The 16,632-nt window shown below is 60.6% G+C and carries 14 protein-coding genes and 1 riboswitch; of the genes, 8 read left to right on the forward strand and 6 right to left on the reverse strand.

Features of this window, described 5'->3' with window-relative positions; all coding sequences use genetic code 11:
• The first annotated feature begins 189 nt into the window (after positions 1-189).
• Positions 190-1,359 carry an MFS transporter gene (locus ACM6I6_RS25020; RefSeq protein ID WP_414920857.1) on the forward strand — a complete coding sequence of 390 codons (1,170 nt, stop codon included), beginning with the start codon at positions 190-192 and terminating at the stop codon, positions 1,357-1,359.
• Here the strand turns inward: ACM6I6_RS25020 and ACM6I6_RS25025 are convergent, their stop codons facing one another.
• Both ACM6I6_RS25025 and ACM6I6_RS25030 read right to left on the reverse strand, forming a co-directional pair.
• Positions 1,360-2,247: a formate/nitrite transporter family protein gene (locus ACM6I6_RS25025; RefSeq protein ID WP_274075616.1), complete on the reverse strand. Its 888-nt coding sequence runs from the start codon at positions 2,245-2,247 to the stop codon at positions 1,360-1,362.
• 71 nt (positions 2,248-2,318) lie between these two features.
• Positions 2,319-2,723, reverse strand: a complete 405-nt coding sequence (locus tag ACM6I6_RS25030) for an acyl-CoA thioesterase (protein ID WP_008057039.1) — start codon at positions 2,721-2,723, stop codon at positions 2,319-2,321.
• A 198-nt stretch (positions 2,724-2,921) separates the two neighbouring features.
• Positions 2,922-3,024, forward strand: a riboswitch (S-adenosyl-L-homocysteine riboswitch).
• A gap of 23 nt (positions 3,025-3,047) precedes the next feature.
• Between ACM6I6_RS25030 and ahcY the strand changes: the two genes are divergently transcribed.
• From ahcY to ACM6I6_RS25050, 4 genes are all read left to right on the forward strand, one after another.
• Positions 3,048-4,457 carry an adenosylhomocysteinase gene (gene ahcY, locus ACM6I6_RS25035; protein ID WP_414920858.1) on the forward strand — a complete coding sequence of 470 codons (1,410 nt, stop codon included), beginning with the start codon at positions 3,048-3,050 and terminating at the stop codon, positions 4,455-4,457.
• Positions 4,458-4,619: 162 nt separating this feature from the next.
• Positions 4,620-5,465 carry a methylenetetrahydrofolate reductase [NAD(P)H] gene (metF, locus tag ACM6I6_RS25040; protein ID WP_274075618.1) on the forward strand — a complete coding sequence of 282 codons (846 nt, stop codon included), beginning with the start codon at positions 4,620-4,622 and terminating at the stop codon, positions 5,463-5,465.
• 190 nt (positions 5,466-5,655) lie between these two features.
• Positions 5,656-6,471, forward strand: coding sequence for a substrate-binding periplasmic protein (locus ACM6I6_RS25045; RefSeq protein WP_323626468.1), 816 nt, complete (start codon positions 5,656-5,658; stop codon positions 6,469-6,471).
• A gap of 225 nt (positions 6,472-6,696) precedes the next feature.
• Positions 6,697-8,571: a DEAD/DEAH box helicase gene (locus ACM6I6_RS25050; RefSeq protein WP_274075620.1), complete on the forward strand. Its 1,875-nt coding sequence runs from the start codon at positions 6,697-6,699 to the stop codon at positions 8,569-8,571.
• Between the two features lie 227 nt (positions 8,572-8,798).
• Here the strand turns inward: ACM6I6_RS25050 and ACM6I6_RS25055 are convergent, their stop codons facing one another.
• From ACM6I6_RS25055 to ACM6I6_RS25065, 3 genes are all read right to left on the reverse strand, one after another.
• Positions 8,799-9,386 carry a YceI family protein gene (locus ACM6I6_RS25055; RefSeq protein WP_154947410.1) on the reverse strand — a complete coding sequence of 196 codons (588 nt, stop codon included), beginning with the start codon at positions 9,384-9,386 and terminating at the stop codon, positions 8,799-8,801.
• Positions 9,387-9,418: 32 nt separating this feature from the next.
• Positions 9,419-9,970: a cytochrome b gene (locus tag ACM6I6_RS25060; protein WP_274075621.1), complete on the reverse strand. Its 552-nt coding sequence runs from the start codon at positions 9,968-9,970 to the stop codon at positions 9,419-9,421.
• A 638-nt stretch (positions 9,971-10,608) separates the two neighbouring features.
• On the reverse strand, positions 10,609-12,342 hold the full coding sequence (locus ACM6I6_RS25065) for a flavin monoamine oxidase family protein (protein ID WP_274075622.1): 1,734 nt from the start codon (positions 12,340-12,342) through the stop codon (positions 10,609-10,611).
• Between the two features lie 221 nt (positions 12,343-12,563).
• Here ACM6I6_RS25065 and ACM6I6_RS25070 point away from each other — a divergent pair, with 221 nt between their 5' ends.
• Both ACM6I6_RS25070 and ACM6I6_RS25075 read left to right on the forward strand, forming a co-directional pair.
• Positions 12,564-13,970 (forward strand): adenosylmethionine--8-amino-7-oxononanoate transaminase, encoded by a 1,407-nt coding sequence (locus tag ACM6I6_RS25070; RefSeq protein ID WP_408599209.1) that lies wholly within the window; start codon positions 12,564-12,566, stop codon positions 13,968-13,970.
• A 179-nt stretch (positions 13,971-14,149) separates the two neighbouring features.
• A complete protein-coding gene (locus ACM6I6_RS25075; protein WP_274075624.1) occupies positions 14,150-14,869 on the forward strand; it encodes a 16S rRNA (uracil(1498)-N(3))-methyltransferase in 720 nt (239 codons plus the stop codon).
• Between the two features lie 112 nt (positions 14,870-14,981).
• Here the strand turns inward: ACM6I6_RS25075 and trhA are convergent, their stop codons facing one another.
• A complete protein-coding gene (trhA, locus tag ACM6I6_RS25080; protein ID WP_414920859.1) occupies positions 14,982-15,599 on the reverse strand; it encodes a PAQR family membrane homeostasis protein TrhA in 618 nt (205 codons plus the stop codon).
• A 92-nt stretch (positions 15,600-15,691) separates the two neighbouring features.
• On the opposite strand from trhA, the gene ACM6I6_RS25085 reads away from it, so the two are divergent.
• Entirely contained in the window at positions 15,692-16,606 is a 915-nt protein-coding gene (locus tag ACM6I6_RS25085; protein ID WP_274075626.1) for a LysR substrate-binding domain-containing protein, read from the forward strand.
• The last annotated feature ends 26 nt before the right edge of the window (positions 16,607-16,632 follow it).

Raw genomic sequence — 16,632 nt, forward strand, 5'->3', positions numbered from 1 at the left:
AGCAAGCCGGCTCCTACAAGAACTGATTCGCCATATGTCAGCAGCTGTTTATACTGCAACCGACCACGCCGCACTCAGTTGCGCACACCTAATTCCAATAAAAATGCCTCCGACCGCTCTCATCGAGACCGGTCCTTGGCATGCGTATGCCTGATCAAAGCGTCAAGACTACCGACAGAGACCTTGCGCATGCCACTCGCCTTGCTTGCCCTTGCTGTTGCCGCGTTCGGCATCGGCACCACTGAATTCGTCATCATGGGCTTGTTGCCCGATGTTGCCCGCGACCTCGCGGTGAGCATTCCCGACGCCGGACTGCTGATCACCGGCTACGCCCTGGGCGTGGTGTTCGGCGCACCGATCCTCGCGGTCGGCACCGCCAACATGCCGCGCAAGGCGACACTGCTGGGCATGACGCTGATGTTCATCCTCGGCAACATGCTCTGCGCCCTGGCCCCCAATTACGCCACGCTGATGGCCGCGCGGGTGATCACGGCCCTGTGTCATGGCGCGTTCTTCGGTATCGGCTCGGTGGTCGCCGCTGGCCTGGTGGCGCCGAACAAACGGGCCCAGGCCATTGCCATGATGTTCACCGGCCTGACCCTGGCCAACGTGCTTGGGGTGCCACTGGGCACCGCGCTTGGGCAGTACGCCGGCTGGCGTTCGACGTTCTGGGCGGTGTCGGTGATCGGTGTGATCGCGGCCATTGCGCAATGGGTCTGGCTGCCAAAGCACATCGCGATGGACAAAGCCAACCTGGCCAGCGAGTTCAAAGTGCTGGGCAAGGCCAACGTGCTGCTGGCTCTGGGCATGAGCGTGCTGGCCTCGACCAGTTTGTTCAGCGTATTCACCTACATCGCGCCGATCCTGCAGGACATCACCGGCGTCAGCCCCCATGGCGTGACCATCATGCTGTTGCTGTTCGGCGTGGGTCTGACGGCGGGCAGCATGCTCGGCGGACGATTGGCCGACAGCCGCCTGCTGCCTTCACTGGTCGGCATGGCGCTGGCCGTGGTGGTGGTATTGGCCGCGCTCAGCCAGACCAGCCACTCGCTGATTCCGGCCGCGATCACCCTGGTGCTGTGGGGCATTTTTGCCTTCGCCCTGTGCCCGATCCTGCAACTGCTGATCATCGACCAGGCCCATGAAGCGCCCAATCTGGGCTCAACGCTCAACCAGAGCGCATTCAACCTCGGCAACGCGGCAGGTGCCTGGATAGGCGGGCTGGTGGTCGCCAGCGGTGCCGACCTCGCGGACCTGCCGTGGACCGGTGCAGCGGTCAGTGGCCTGACCGTGCTGGCCGCGCTGTATTTCATCTACCTGCAACGGCGCGCTGGCGCTGCGGTGAATGTGCCGGGCTGATCATTTCCTGATCTCCTGCGGATCGGGTTTTCCAGCCTGATCCGCTGGTTCTTTTGGCGGCCCACTCTCGCTGCGAATCTGCGCATGGCTGATCAAGGCGAAGATGAAGCTGCCTCCCACGATGTTGCCCACCAGCGTCGGCCCGGCGAACACCAGCCAGAAATCCTTCCACGGCAGCTCGCCGGCAAACACCAGATAACCGACTTCCAGCGAACCGACCACGATGTGGGTGAAATCCCCCAGCGCCATGAGGTAGGTGATGAGGATGATGATCCACATCTTGGCGCTCTCCATGGACGGAATCATCCAGACCATGGTGGCGATCATCCAGCCCGAGATGATGCCCTTGGCGAACATCTGGTCGACGTCGTTTTCCATGACCTTGCGGCCGATGTCGAGGAAGGCCACGTCGGTCTTGCTGTCGAAAATCGGCAGCTCCAGCATGACGTAAGCTACCAGCAAGGTGCCGCAGAGGTTGCCCACCAGCACCACCGACCACAGCCGCAACAATCGGCCGAAGTTGCCGAGCGTGGGTTTGCTCATGATCGGCAGCACGGCGGTCAGGGTGTTTTCGGTGAACAGTTGCTGGCGGGCGAGGATCACCGCGAGGAAACCGGCGCAGTAGCCGAAACTGGCGATGACCTTGAATCCTTCGCCGTCCGGTAGCCGGGAATTGAGCAAGCCCATGCCCATCAGCGACAGGCCCATGGTCAGGCCTGCGGCCAGCGCCGACCACCACAGGGCGGCAACGCTGCGTTCCAGCTCCTGATTGCCCTGGGTGCGGATGATTTCGTGCAGAACCGCCGCGCGTGGCGGCTGGTTTTTTTCGACTTCGTGCTGTTCTTTTGCCGAGAGGTCGGGGGTCTTGCCGTCTTTTCGAGTGTCCATGGAACTCCTGAACCGCTGGCTGCGATGTAGTTACGACCCGCGCGGTTCAGATTCCGTTCGTCATCCTCAAATTATTCGACGGCGCCTTCATCCTTGAACTGGTCTTTGACGTATTTGATCTCGGTGCGGCCGTGTGGCGCCGGCAACCCGTCTTCGCCCAGGTTGACGAAAACGATCTTCTCCACCGTCAGGATGCTTTTGCGGGTGATCTTGTTGCGCACTTCGCACTTGAGGGTGATCGAGGTGCGACCGAACTCGGTAGCGGTGATACCCAGCTCGATGATGTCGCCCTGGCGCGAGGCGCTGACGAAGTTGATTTCGGAAATGTACTTGGTGACCACGCGCTGGTTGCCCAGCTGGACGATCGCGTAGATCGCCGCTTCTTCGTCGAGCCAACGCAGCAGGCTGCCGCCGAACAGCGTGCCGTTGGGGTTGAGGTCTTCGGGTTTAACCCATTTGCGGGTGTGGAAATTCATGTTCACTCCTGAGCGTCTTGCCGAATGATGGGCACTATCTTGGCAGACCCCGGGCCAGAGCTCTATTGAGCATCGACTATTGTCTCGATTACCGTTCGGACATTGACCAACAGAAACCCTTTGGAAGATCAGCATAGCCCGCTATAATCGCCCCCGTTTCAAAACGGTAATCTTCACTTGCTACCGTTTTCCCGCCACCTGTCCGAGGGGCGCTGCAGCAGGTTCAACCTGTCAGGCTCGGATGGGGCGTTGCTTGGCTGTCATCAGCCAGACACTAAACGCACAACGGCGCCCATTCGCATACATTACGAATGGAGGCTCTTCATGAGCGCTGTTATCACGCCTGCAGATTTTAACGATTACAAAGTCGCCGACATGTCCCTGGCTGCCTGGGGCCGTCGCGAAACCATCATCGCCGAATCGGAAATGCCGGCCTTGATGGGTCTGCGTCGCAAGTACTCCGAAGAGCAACCGCTCAAGGGCGCGAAGATCCTCGGCTGCATCCACATGACCATTCAGACCGCCGTGCTGATCGAAACCCTGGTTGCCCTGGGTGCCGAAGTACGCTGGTCGTCCTGCAACATTTTCTCGACTCAGGACCAGGCTGCTGCGTCCATCGCCGCTGCCGGCATCCCGGTTTTCGCCTGGAAAGGTGAAAGCGAGCAAGAGTACGAGTGGTGCCTGGAGCAGACCATCCTCAAGGATGGCAAGCCATGGGACGCCAACATGATCCTCGACGACGGCGGCGACCTGACCGAGCTGCTGCACAAGAAGTACCCACAGGTACTGGACCGCGTTCACGGCGTGACCGAAGAAACCACCACCGGCGTGCACCGCCTGCTGGACATGCTGGCCAAGGGCGAGCTGAAGATCCCGGCCATCAACGTCAACGACTCGGTGACCAAGAGCAAGAACGACAACAAGTACGGCTGCCGTCACAGCCTGAACGATGCCATCAAGCGTGGTACCGACCACCTGCTGTCCGGCAAGCAAGCGCTGGTCATCGGCTACGGTGACGTGGGCAAGGGCTCGGCCCAGTCCCTGCGTCAGGAAGGCATGATCGTTAAAGTCTCCGAAGTCGACCCGATCTGCGCCATGCAAGCCTGCATGGACGGTTTCGAACTGGTTTCGCCGTTCATCGACGGTATCAACACTGGCACCGAAGACAGCATCGACAAAGCGCTGCTGGGCAAGATCGACCTGATCGTGACCACCACCGGTAACGTCAATGTTTGCGACGCGAACATGCTCAAAGCCCTGAAGAAGCGTGCTGTTGTCTGCAACATCGGCCACTTCGACAACGAAATCGACACCGCTTTCATGCGCAAGAACTGGGCATGGGAAGAGGTGAAGCCGCAGGTTCACAAGATCCACCGTACCGGCGCTGGCGATTTCGACCCGCAGAACGACGACTACCTGATCCTGCTGGCTGAAGGCCGCCTGGTTAACCTGGGCAACGCCACTGGCCACCCAAGCCGCATCATGGACGGTTCGTTCGCCAACCAGGTACTGGCGCAGATCTTCCTGTTCGGCCAGAAGTACGCCGACCTGTCGCCAGCCCAGAAAGCCGAGCGCCTGACCGTTGAAGTACTGCCGAAGAAACTCGACGAAGAAGTGGCCCTGGAAATGGTCCGCGGTTTCGGCGGCGTCGTGACTCAACTGACCAAGACCCAGGCCGACTACATCGGCGTGACCGTCGAAGGTCCGTTCAAGCCGCACGCTTACCGCTACTGATCGGATCTGCAGCCTGCTCTCCCTTGTGGGAGCGGGCTTGCTCGCGAAGGCGGTTCATCATTCGACATAAATGTTGTCTGACCCACCGCTTTCGCGAGCAAGCCCGCTCCCACATGGGGATGTGCACGTCTTCCAGGCTTACGTGTTTCCAAGGATATGACCATGTCCCAAGATCGTCGCTACAGCTTCGAGTTCTTCCCTACCAAGACCGACGCTGGGCATGAAAAGCTGCTCGCCACTGCCCGCCAGCTGGCCACGTACAACCCCGATTTCTTCTCCTGCACCTACGGCGCCGGCGGTTCGACCCGTGATCGTACGCTCAACACCGTGTTGCAGCTCGAAAGCGAAGTCAAAGTCCCGGCCGCACCGCACCTGTCCTGCGTCGGCGACAGCAAGGCCGACCTGCGCGGCCTGCTGAGCCAGTACAAGGCCGCCGGCATCCAGCGCATCGTCGCGTTGCGCGGTGACCTGCCTTCGGGCATGGGCATGGCCAGCGGCGAAATGCGCCACGCCAACGACCTGGTTGAATTCATTCGTGAAGAAACCGGCGATCATTTCCACATCGAAGTCGCCGCCTACCCGGAAATGCATCCGCAGGCACGCAACTTCGAAGACGATATCGACAACTTCGTGCGCAAGGCCAACGCTGGCGCCGACAGTGCGATCACCCAGTATTTCTTCAACGCCGACAGCTACTTCTACTTTGTCGAGCGTGTGCGGGCCAAGGGTGTGAACATTCCGATCGTGCCGGGGATCATGCCGATCACCAACTACAGCAAGCTGGCCCGCTTCTCCGATGCCTGCGGTGCGGAAATCCCGCGCTGGATCCGCAAGCAACTGGAAGCCTACGGCGACGATACCCAGAGCATTCAGCGTTTCGGCGAGCAAGTCATCACCGAAATGTGCGAACGCCTGCTCCAGGGCGGCGCGCCAGGGCTGCACTTCTACACGCTGAACCAGGCTGAAGCGAGCCTTGCGGTGTGGAACAACCTGAAGTTGCCGCGTTAAGCATCAAGGCAAAATCAAAAGATCGCAGCCTTCGGCAGCGCCTACAGGGGAAATGTGTAATCCCTGTAGGCGCTGCCGAAGGCTGCGATCTTTTGCTTTCACGCACTTTTATTGTGCGGCAATCCACGGAGTTAGAGCATCTGCTGCCAGTTTCTGGCTCTTTCGCGTTTCTCGTCGTAATCTCAAGCCCATGCCTTTGATCACGCAGTTAATCGCCCTGCTCGTTATCACTTGCCTTAGCTTTGCCGCTAGGGGCGAGAAATTGCGCATTGTCACCGAACCCTGGGCACCTTACGTGTACGAGGAAAACGGCAAGGCCCTGGGGCTGGACTACGAAACCACCGCCATCGTCTTCAAGCGCCTGGGCATCGAAGTGGAATGGCAATTCCTGCCCTGGAAACGCTGCCTGTCGATGCTCGAAACCGGCCAGGCGGACGGTGCACTGGACATTTTCCACAGCGAAGAGCGCGATGCGACCCTGCTCTACCCCAGCGAACCGCTCTCGGAAGTCCAGTTCGTGATGTTCTACGCCAATGCCCGGCCCCACCCGTTTCGCACCCTGGACGAACTGCGCGGCCTGACCATCGGCATCTCTCCCGGCTACCTGTACAGCCAGGACTTTCGGGACTCGACGCTGTTCACCCGGGAACCGGCCCCCAGCCATGAAGCGAACTTCGGCAAGCTGGTGCGCGGGCGGATCGACCTGCTGATCACCGACCGCCGGGTCGGCCAGCACCTGCTCGACGAACTGAACATCCGTAGCAAGATCACCGAAAACCCCACGATCATCAGTCAGCAGAGCCAGTTTCTGGCAGTGCGCCGCAATGCCGGCATGGACCTGCTGGTGCAGCGCTTCGGCGCCGAACTCAAACGCTTCAAGCGCGAACCGGCTTACGCCGAACTCAGCGCGCGCTATGGCGCCGCCCCGGCCATTATCGTCAACCCCGCACGAACCACGGCCAACACGGAAAAAACCGTTGAGCAGCAGGAAAGCGGCGCGCAGTGATTGCTCTGTTATACTCCGGCCTTCCCGCCAGGCTCACGCCCGGACGCTCGGAACCGTTCAAGGCATCTCGACCCCGCTACAGCGCAGCTTTTCAGCCCGCGCGAGCGCTCCAGACGAGCCTTCGTGACCGAAGCAGGACCGGACGGGATTGCGTTCCCCATAAACGCCATTCGCGCCAGGCAAGACTCCCATTGGGCCAAGCCCTAACTTAGAACAGGATTACTCATGTCCTTTGCTTCCCTCGGTCTCTCCGAGGCTTTAGTCCGCGCCATCGAGGCAGCGGGCTATACCGAGCCTACTCCGGTGCAACAGCGGGCCATTCCCGCCGTGTTGCAAGGTCGCGACCTGATGGTCGCGGCACAGACAGGTACTGGTAAAACCGGCGGTTTCGCCCTTCCGATCCTGGAGCGGTTGTTCCCCAACGGTCACCCGGACAAATCCCAGCGTCACGGCCCGCGCCAACCGCGCGTACTGGTCCTGACCCCTACTCGCGAACTCGCCGCGCAAGTGCACGAAAGCTTCAAGGTCTATGCCCGTGACCTGAAGTTCGTCAGCGCCTGCATCTTCGGTGGCGTCGGCATGAACCCGCAGGTCCAGGCCATGTCCCGTGGCGTCGACGTGCTGGTGGCCTGCCCTGGCCGCCTGCTCGACCTCGCCGGCCAAGGCAGCGTCGACCTGTCCCACGTGGAAATCCTCGTGCTGGACGAAGCTGACCGCATGCTCGACATGGGTTTTGTCCATGACGTGAAGAAAGTCCTGGCCCGTCTGCCAGCCAAACGCCAGAACCTGCTGTTCTCGGCGACCTTCTCCAAGGACATCACCGACCTCGCCGGCAAGTTGCTGCACAACCCGGAACGCATCGAAGTCACGCCGCCGAACACCACGGTCGAGCGCATCGAACAGCGCGTATTCCGCCTGCCGGCCAACCACAAGCGTTCGCTGCTGGCGCACCTGATCACCGCCGGTGCCTGGGAACAGGTCCTGGTGTTCACCCGCACCAAGCACGGCGCCAACCGCCTGGCCGAGTACCTGGACAAACACGGCCTGAGCGCCGTCGCGATCCACGGCAACAAGAGCCAGAACGCGCGCACCAAAGCCCTGGCCGACTTCAAGGCCGGTACCGTGCGCATCCTGGTTGCCACCGATATCGCGGCTCGCGGCCTGGACATCGACCAGTTGCCACACGTGGTCAACTTCGAACTGCCTAACGTCGATGAAGACTACGTGCACCGCATCGGCCGTACCGGCCGTGCCGGTCGTTCGGGCGAGGCGATCTCGCTGGTGGCCCCGGACGAAGAAAAACTGCTGAAAAGCATCGAGCGCATGACCAAGCAGAAAATCGCCGACGGCGACCTGATGGGCTTCGATATCAGCGCTGTGGAAGCCGAGAAGCCTGAAGCACGCGAGCGTCCGGACGTGCGCAACCCGCGCAATCCACGTGGCCCTCGCGGTGATGGTCCGAATGGCGGCGGCGGTGGTGGCGGTCGCAAGGACAAAGGCAAGGACAAGGGCAAGGAAAAGCCGGCGGCCGAGCGCGGTGAGCGTCCGGCCCGTCAGCAAAAGCCGCGCGAAGGCACCCCGGCCCGCGAACAGCGCCAGCCAAGCCAGGCGCCGCGTGCCGCGGCTGATCGTGCTCCGGACGAGTTCCTGGACGACGATATCGATAACTTCGGTAACCGCGTCGACTACGTGCCGCAGCAGAAACCTGCCCAGGGCCGCGGCCGTCGTCCAGGTGCACCGGCACAAGGCACCGCCGCCGGTTCGGGCGCTCCTCGTGGCGGCAAGCCACAAGGTGGCCGCCAGAACGGTCCGCGCAACAGTGATGGCGCCAGCACCGGCACCCCGCCAGCCAAGCGCAGCGGTCCACGCAGCGGCGCACCACGTGATGGCCAGGCCCGTCGCGAAGACTCGCGCAACCGCCGCCCGGCCCGGGACGATCAACCGCGTTCGGAACCGGCCGTGCAGAACCCGCGCGGCCCTGCGCCGAAGATCATGCACAAGGAGTCGAAGGCCGATCGCTTCCCGACACCTGAGCAGCTGGATCAACTGCCAAGCCGTCCTCGCGGTGAAAAACCGGCATTGCTGACCCGCAATCGCTGATTTATCGCTGCAATAAAAAATGCCCCGCGCTGAAAAGCCCGGGGCATTTTTTATGCCTGAACACAAAACCTGTAGGAGCCGGCTTGCCGGCGAAGGCGTCCGAAAGACCGACGCAACGTTCAAAGACGCCTTCGCTGGCAAGCCAGCTCCTACAGGGGGATTGCGTAGGGCAATAAAAAACGCCCGTGCTCAAGAGAGCAGCGGGCGTTTTTTGTCAGGCGCGAAAATTATTTCGCTTTGACACCTTCAAAGGTCACGTACATTTCAACTGCATCGGACGATGGGCCCAGGTCTTTCTGCTTGCCGAAATCGGAACGCTTGAGGCTGAAAGTACCCTCGAAGCCTGCACGGTAGCCGCCCCATGGATCCTTGCCTTCACCCAGGAAAGTGGCCTTGACCACGATTGGCTTGGTCACACCGAGGATAGTCAGGTCGCCAGCCACGTCAGCAGTGTCCTTGCCAGCGGCATTCTTGCCGGTAGGTTTGACGCTGGTGGAAACGAACGTGGCTTTGCTGCCGTTCAGGAAGTCTTTGCTGGAGATGTGCTTGTCACGTTCTGCGTTGTTGGTGAACACGCTGGCGGTGTTCACGTTGAATTCGATCTTGCTGTCTTCAGGCTTGGCAGCGTCAAAGCTGAACTTGCCGTCGATGTCCTTGAAGGTACCGGTGATGAAGCTGTAGCCCAGGTGGCTGATCTTGAAGTCAACGAAGGCGTGCTGGCCTTCCTTGTCGACCACGTAGTCAGCGGCCATTGCGTTACCGGCGGACAACAGGGCGGAACCGATTGCCAGAGCGGCCAGAGTCTTTTTCAACATACTTTGTTTTCCTTTGGAGTCGAGGTTGAACTTCAGGCTTTGCGACCCAGCATGCGCTTGAGGGTCACATCACGGTCGATAAAGTGGTGCTTCAATGCTGCCAACGCATGGAGGCCGGAAAAAATTACCAGCACCCACGCCAGGTACAGGTGAATCACACCGGCGGTATCTGCCTGGTCCGGTAGCCCGGACACCAGCGCAGGCACTTCAAACAAACCAAACACCGGGATACCGACACCTTCTGCGGTGGAAATCAGGTAACCGGCAATCATCACTGCGAACAGACTGAGATACAAAAAGCCATGGCCGAACCTGGCGCCCAGGCGCGTCATGCGGCTGTAGCTGGACAAGGTCGGTGGTGGCGGACTGACGAAGCGCCACAACACCCGCAGCACCATCACGCCCAGCAACACCAGGCCGATGCTTTTGTGCAGGTCCGGCGCGTCTTTGCGCCAGGTGCTGTAGTAGTCGAGCCCGACCATCCACAGCCCCAACGCGAACAATCCTACGACCGCCAGCGCCACACCCCAGTGCATGAAAATGCTGACCCAGCCGTAGCGGGAAGTAGAGTTTCGTAGCTGCATTTGCCTAGATCCCTGTAAGTGCTGGCCCAAGACTATCGATTTATCTATCGAATTAAAGCGGAAAATTTCGCTTTGAAATATCGAAAAATGCGATCAAGAGTCTGTAACACACGGGTTAAGGAAAGATTAAAGTCGAGATTGTGAAAAAAAGTGAATACAAACCTGAGAACACCTGTATCAAAAGGTTTATTCGATTTCGGCTCCCGGTTTTTTCAGGCGAAAAAAAACGCAGCCCTGAGCCGCGTTTGTTTTTACACCTGAACGTTACGAAACCTTGGTCTCAGAAGTCTGCGCCCTGCCTAATTGTGGTACACGGGAGGCGGCTGTAAACAGTCAGGATCGTACGGATTCATATCGCATTTATAGGCCAGTTCATGGCCGAATCTCCGGCTGTACTCCTCAGTAAACAGCTCGGCATTTGCACATCCGAAAAGGGCTATCAATAGGATGATTACTATCACTTCTTTCATGTGCTCTCCCGTTTTTGAAGAGCATAGAACTCAAGGTCAAGCGCTACCCATCATTCCCTTCTGATTCGCTTGTGGGAAGTCTCTGATGTATCGCTGAGGCGTGTAGGACTGACCGGAAGGCAAAAAAAAGCGCGACCCTCGGGCCGCGCTTTTTTTTACGCCTGAACGTTACTGCGCCTTGGTGACCGTGGTCGCCGCTGGCTTCTTCGCTTGCTCAGTCTTTTTCACGGGTGCCTTGGCCGAGGTTTTTTTCGTTTCGGTTTTCTTCGCCGGCGCTTTGGCCGGGGCCTTCTTCGCAGGCTCCGCTTTCACCGGTGCCGCAGGCTTCGGCGCTTCGACCGGAGCAGGAGCAGGGGTCGGTGCCGGCGCTGGTGCAGGCGCCGGTGCGACAGGTTCTGGTGCCTTGACCGGTTCCGGCTTCTTCGCGTCATCCGAGCCGCCGAACAGGTTGGTGAAGAAGTTGCCCTTCTTCGCCGCCACCGCGCCGGCTGCAGCTGCAGCGGCTACTGGAGCGGCCTTCGGTTCAAACGATTTGCCCGCCGCCAGGTCTTCAACCTGACTGGCCGCCCGCTGACCGGTGCGCAATGCGCCTTCCAGGGTGCCCGGGTACAAGGTGTCGGTGTGCTCGCCGGCAAAGGCTACGCGCTGGATCGGGCGCTCCCACAGGCGCCAGAACTTGCTGATCTGGCCTGGGCCGAAGGCCAGGTAAGCGCCGCCCATCGAAGGGTCGGTGCTGTAGCGGCGGATTTCATAACCGGTGAACGAACCGCGCGCCTGTGGATAAAACGCGTGCAGGCGGATCAGCACCTGATCGACCATCTGCTTGTCGCCGAACGCCTGCATGACCCGTGCGTTATCGCCGGACAGGTTGATCACCACGTTGGCGCCGCCCTTCAAGGCCGGTTCGATCCACAACATGCCGAGGCCGGTGTTGCTATAGATCTCACCGGACATGCGCGCCTTGGGTTCCCACACCGGCGTCTTGAACTTCAGCATGATCTGGTCGCGCCAGCCGTAGTTGGTGCCCTTGATCGCCGCCAGGTGCTGGGCGTCCAGCGCCGGGGTCATCTGGATCTTGTTCAGCGCGCGCAGAGGCACGGCCAGTACGACGTAGTCAGCCTGATAGCCGACGCTGCCGACCTTGACGGTGACGCCGTCCTTGTCCTGGATGATGGCCGAGACCGGGGAGCTGGTCTTGATGGTTTTCAGCTGCTTGACGAAGGCCTGGGCCAGCACCGGGCTGCCGCCGACCAGGCGCGAAGCGCGCAGGTCACGGTCGGAAACGCCACGGTAAACGCTGCTCTGCTGGGCGAAGTACAGCAGCGAGATACGCGAAGGCTCGTCATAACGGGTACGAATCTGCTGGTTTACCAACTGACGGGCAGTGGCCGGCAGGGTCAGGCGATCGAGCCAGTTGGACACGTTGATCTGGTCCAGGGCGTGCAGCGTGTTGTTCGCCGACGGGTTTTGCGGGTCTTCGATCGAGCGCGCCAGGTCGTCCACGGTCTTTTCGTAGCGCTTGAGCGCTTCAGCCGTGGTTGGATCCTTGGTGGCCAGGTCGGCGGCGGTGTAATACACGCCGTCGATCAGGTAGCTCGGGGTGCGCACGAATTCAGGGGCTGGCGTGGTACTCAGCTTGAATTCCGAGACATACTTGTTCAGGACCGGCTGGGTCTTGTTGTTGCCGATCCACTCGCTGGTGGCCATGCCGGAGCGACCGCCCAGGCTCGGCTTGGCTTCCAGCAGCGTGACCTGCCAGCCCTTGTTCTGCAGCTCATAAGCAGCCGTGAGGCCCGAGACCCCACCGCCGATCACGATCGCGGTCTTATCCTTTGCCAGCGCAGACACGCTGAACAGCCCCAACATCACCAGCGCACAGGCGCGCAGCCAACCGACAGACATTCTGCGAACTCCGGAAATTCAGGAAAAAATAGCGGTTTTGCGAGCCAGGCGGCTCTAGAACCGCGAAGGATACGTCAGCCGTCAGACGCCCGCCAGCAACGTCTACCGCCCTATACAAAGTAGCTCAATCGACACAATGGGTTGTTCCCGAGGCACGCATTGCATAGGCTTGCGCGATTGTATGTCCGCGCATGTCACGGAACGCCTCGAGGAGACTGAACATGGGCCTGAATAATCAGTGGATGCAACGCGATCTCGCGGTGTTGTGGCATCCCTGCACCCAGATGAAAGATCACGAACAACTTCCGCTGATCCCGATCAAGCGCGGTGAAGGCGTGTGGCTGGAAGATTTCGAAGGCAAACGCTACCTCGATGCGGTCAGCTCCTGGTGGGTGAACGTGTTCGGTCATGCCAATCCGCGCATCAACCAGCGCATCAAGGATCAGGTCGATCAACTTGAGCACGTGATCCTCGCCGGCTTCAGCCATCAGCCGGTGATCGAGCTGTCCGAGCGCCTGGTGAAGATGACCCCCGAAGGCCTGACCCGGTGTTTCTACGCCGATAACGGTTCGTCGTGCATCGAAGTCGCGCTGAAAATGAGCTTTCACTACTGGCTCAACCGCGGCCAACCGAACAAGAAGCGCTTCGTCACCCTGACCAACAGCTACCACGGCGAAACCATGGCGGCGATGTCGGTGGGCGACGTGCCGCTGTTTACCGAGACCTACAAGGCGCTGCTGCTCGACACCATCAAGGTGCCAAGCCCCGATTGCTACCTGCGCCCGGAAGGCATGAGCTGGGAAGAACACTCGCGCAACATGTTCGCCGCCATGGAACAGACCCTGGCCGAAAACCATGACACGGTCGCGGCCGTGATCGTCGAGCCGCTGATCCAGGGCGCCGGCGGCATGCGCATGTACCACCCGGTGTACCTCAAGCTGCTGCGCGAAGCCTGCGATCGTTATGGCGTGCACCTGATCCACGACGAAATCGCCGTCGGCTTCGGCCGCACCGGGACGATGTTCGCCTGTGAGCAGGCCGGCATCCGTCCAGACTTCCTCTGCCTGTCCAAGGCCCTGACCGGCGGCTACCTGCCGCTGGCGGCGTGCCTGACCACCGACGACGTCTACAGCGCCTTCTACGACGACTACCCCACCCTGCGCGCCTTCCTCCATTCCCACAGTTACACCGGCAACCCGCTGGCGTGCGCGGCAGCCCTGGCGACGCTGGATATCTTCGAAGAAGACAACGTCATCGCGAACAACAAGGCTTTGGCCCAGCGCATGGCCTCGTCCACCGCGCACCTGGCCGATCACCCGAACGTCAGCGAAGTGCGCCAGACCGGCATGGTGCTGGCCATCGAGATGGTCAAGGACAAGGCGAGCAAAGAGGCTTATCCGTGGCAGGAACGCCGCGGCCTGAAGGTGTTCCAGCATGCGCTGGAGCGCGGTGCGCTGCTGCGGCCGTTGGGCAGCGTGGTGTATTTCCTGCCGCCTTACGTAATCACCCCGGAGCAGATCGACTTCCTTGCCGAAGTGGCCAGTGAAGGGATCGACATCGCCACCCGCGAGAGCGTCAGCGTGGCGGTGCCGAAGGATTTCCATCCGGGGTTCCGTGATCCGGGTTGATTGATTTCACCGGATCTTCTGTGGTGTCTGGTCTGCCGCTTTCGCTGGCAAGCCAGCTCCTACAGGTCGGATGTCGCCCCACTTTTTTGCCGCAACCACATATTCTGTAGGAGCTGGCTTGCCAGCGATAAGGTCGGCCCGACCTTCAGACGCTACACACCCTTTTTCAGAGATCCCGCATGAGACTGTCCCGCTTCTTCATCGACGCCCCCCTGAGCACCGGCGAGCACGAGTTGCCCGAGGCCCAGGCCCATTACATCGGTCGCGTGCTGCGCATGGCCGAGGGCGATGCGTTGCAACTGTTCGACGGTTCCGGCCATGAATTTCGCGGCACACTCGTGGAGGTCGGGAAAAAACGCGTGGTCGTCCAGATCAACGAGCAGTTCGCCGGGCAGGTGGAATCGCCCTTGCAGATCCACCTCGGCCAAGGCTTGTCCCGTGGCGAGCGCATGGACTGGGCAATCCAGAAAGCCACCGAACTGGGCGTGACTGAAATCACCCCGATCTTCAGTGAACGCTGCGAAGTACGCCTCAAGGACGAACGCGCCGACAAACGCCTGCTGCACTGGCGCCAGGTGGCGATCAGCGCTTGCGAGCAATGCGGCCGCTCACGGGTACCGGTGATTCATCCGCCGGTGCTGTTGGGTGACTGGATCAAGCAGACTGAGGCCGAGTTGAAATTGGTGCTGCATCCGGTGGCCGAGCCGTTGGTGAGCCACGCCAAGCCCGGGACGCTGGCGTTCTTGATTGGGCCGGAGGGTGGTTTGTCCGATGCCGAGGTCGATCAGGCCAAGGCCAGCGGCTTCCATGCCGCCCGCCTCGGCCCGCGAGTGTTGCGCACCGAAACCGCGCCGGTTGTGGCACTGGCAGTGGCCCAGCAGCTCTGGGGTGACTTCTAGGACGCTATCGCCAGCAGGCTGGCTCCCACATTGAATTTTGGGTGTTCACCGTTTCGAGTTCACTGGAAATCTCCTGTGGGAGCCAGCCTGCTGGCGATGGCCGCGACGCGGTCTAAAGGACGTAAAAGAAAATCGCCACAAAGTGCAGCAGGCTCCCGGCGATGACAAACAGGTGCCAGATCCCGTGGGCGTGGCGCAGTCGACTGTCCAAGGCAAAAAAGATGATGCCTACGGTGTAAAACATCCCTCCCGACGCCAGCCACGCAAACCCGGTAGTACCGAGTGCCGCCAGCAACGGCTTGACCGCCACCAGTACGATCCAGCCCATCACCGCATAGATCACGATCGACAGGACCCGCGCTTCCGACCTCGGCTTGATTTCCTGCAGGATGCCGATCAGCGCCAGCCCCCAGACAATCCCGAACAAGGTCCAGCCCCAGGGCCCGCGCAGGGTCACCAGGCAGAACGGCGTGTAGCTGCCGGCGATCAACAGGTAGATCGAGAAGTGATCGACCTTCTGCATGATCGCTTTCTTGCGTCCGCGCACGCTGTGGTACACGGTCGATGCGCTGTACAGCACCAGCAAGGTGAAGGCGTAGATCGCCATGCTGACGATCTTCCACGGACTGCCGTCGAGGCTGGCGACCACGATCAGCCACACACCACCGACAAACGCCGCCACTGCCCCGACCAGATGCGTCCAGGCGTTCAATCTTTCCCCGTGATACATCGTTTACCCCACCTCGAAAATCGATAAAGCGCGATTGCGCGATTCAACCCGCATGCGTGCACAATCGGGTTATTCCAAAAAGAGTCCACCCCATGCTGATCGATGAAGAGTTGACCCTGAAAAAACTCGAGGTGTTCCTGGCCTTCATGCGCACAGGCAACCTGGCCCGCGCCGCTGCCGAATTGCAGACCAGTAACGTTAGCGTACATCGGGCCATCCACTCCCTTGAAAGCGCCCTGCGCTGCCCCTTGTTCAAGCACGAGGGGCGTAACCTGACGCCGTTGGAAAGCGCCTACGTGCTCGAAGAACGGGCGCAGAAGCTGATTCAGGATGTGGTGGAAACCGTGCGCCTGACCCGCGAAGCCGCCGGCTTTTCCGCGGAACGTTTCAAGCTGGGCTCGCTGTACTCACTGACGGTGAAGACCGTGCCGCAGCTGATCATGGGCCTGAAGATCCGCCGCAGCGAACTCAACATCGACCTGATCCTGGGCTCCAACTTCGACCTGTTGTACAAGCTCAAGAACATGGAAGTCGACGCGATCCTGGTGTCCCTGGACGAGAGCATCAACGACCCGGATTGCGAGCAGATCCCGCTGTTTTCCGACGACATCTTCCTCGCCACGCCCGCCGACTCCAGGTTCGCCCAGCGCAGCGAAGTCGACCTGGCCGAGGTCCGCGACGAAACCTTCATCACCCTGACCCAGGGCTTCGCCACGCATCAGGACGGGAAGCGGGTATTCGAGCAGGCAGGGTTCGAGCCGAAAGTGGCGATGCAGGTCAACGACATCTTCACCCTGCTGAGCATGGTCAGCTCGGGCGTCGGGTATGCGTTGCTGCCGGGGCGGATTGCGGCGGTGTATGAGAACCGGGTGAAGCTGATTGCGCTGCAGGAGAAGTATCGGTTGCAACAGCACATTGGCGTGGTGTTCCTGAAGGCCAAGGAGCGCGATCCGAATTTGCTGGCGTTGCTGGCGGAGTGTCGGATGTATGCCAATCGCCAGGCTTGAAACCGCGTCGCCCCCATCGCCAGCAG

It is taken from the genome of Pseudomonas sp. IT-P218 (genome assembly GCF_949767605.1).
GTDB classification, from domain to species: domain Bacteria; phylum Pseudomonadota; class Gammaproteobacteria; order Pseudomonadales; family Pseudomonadaceae; genus Aquipseudomonas; species Aquipseudomonas putida_AE.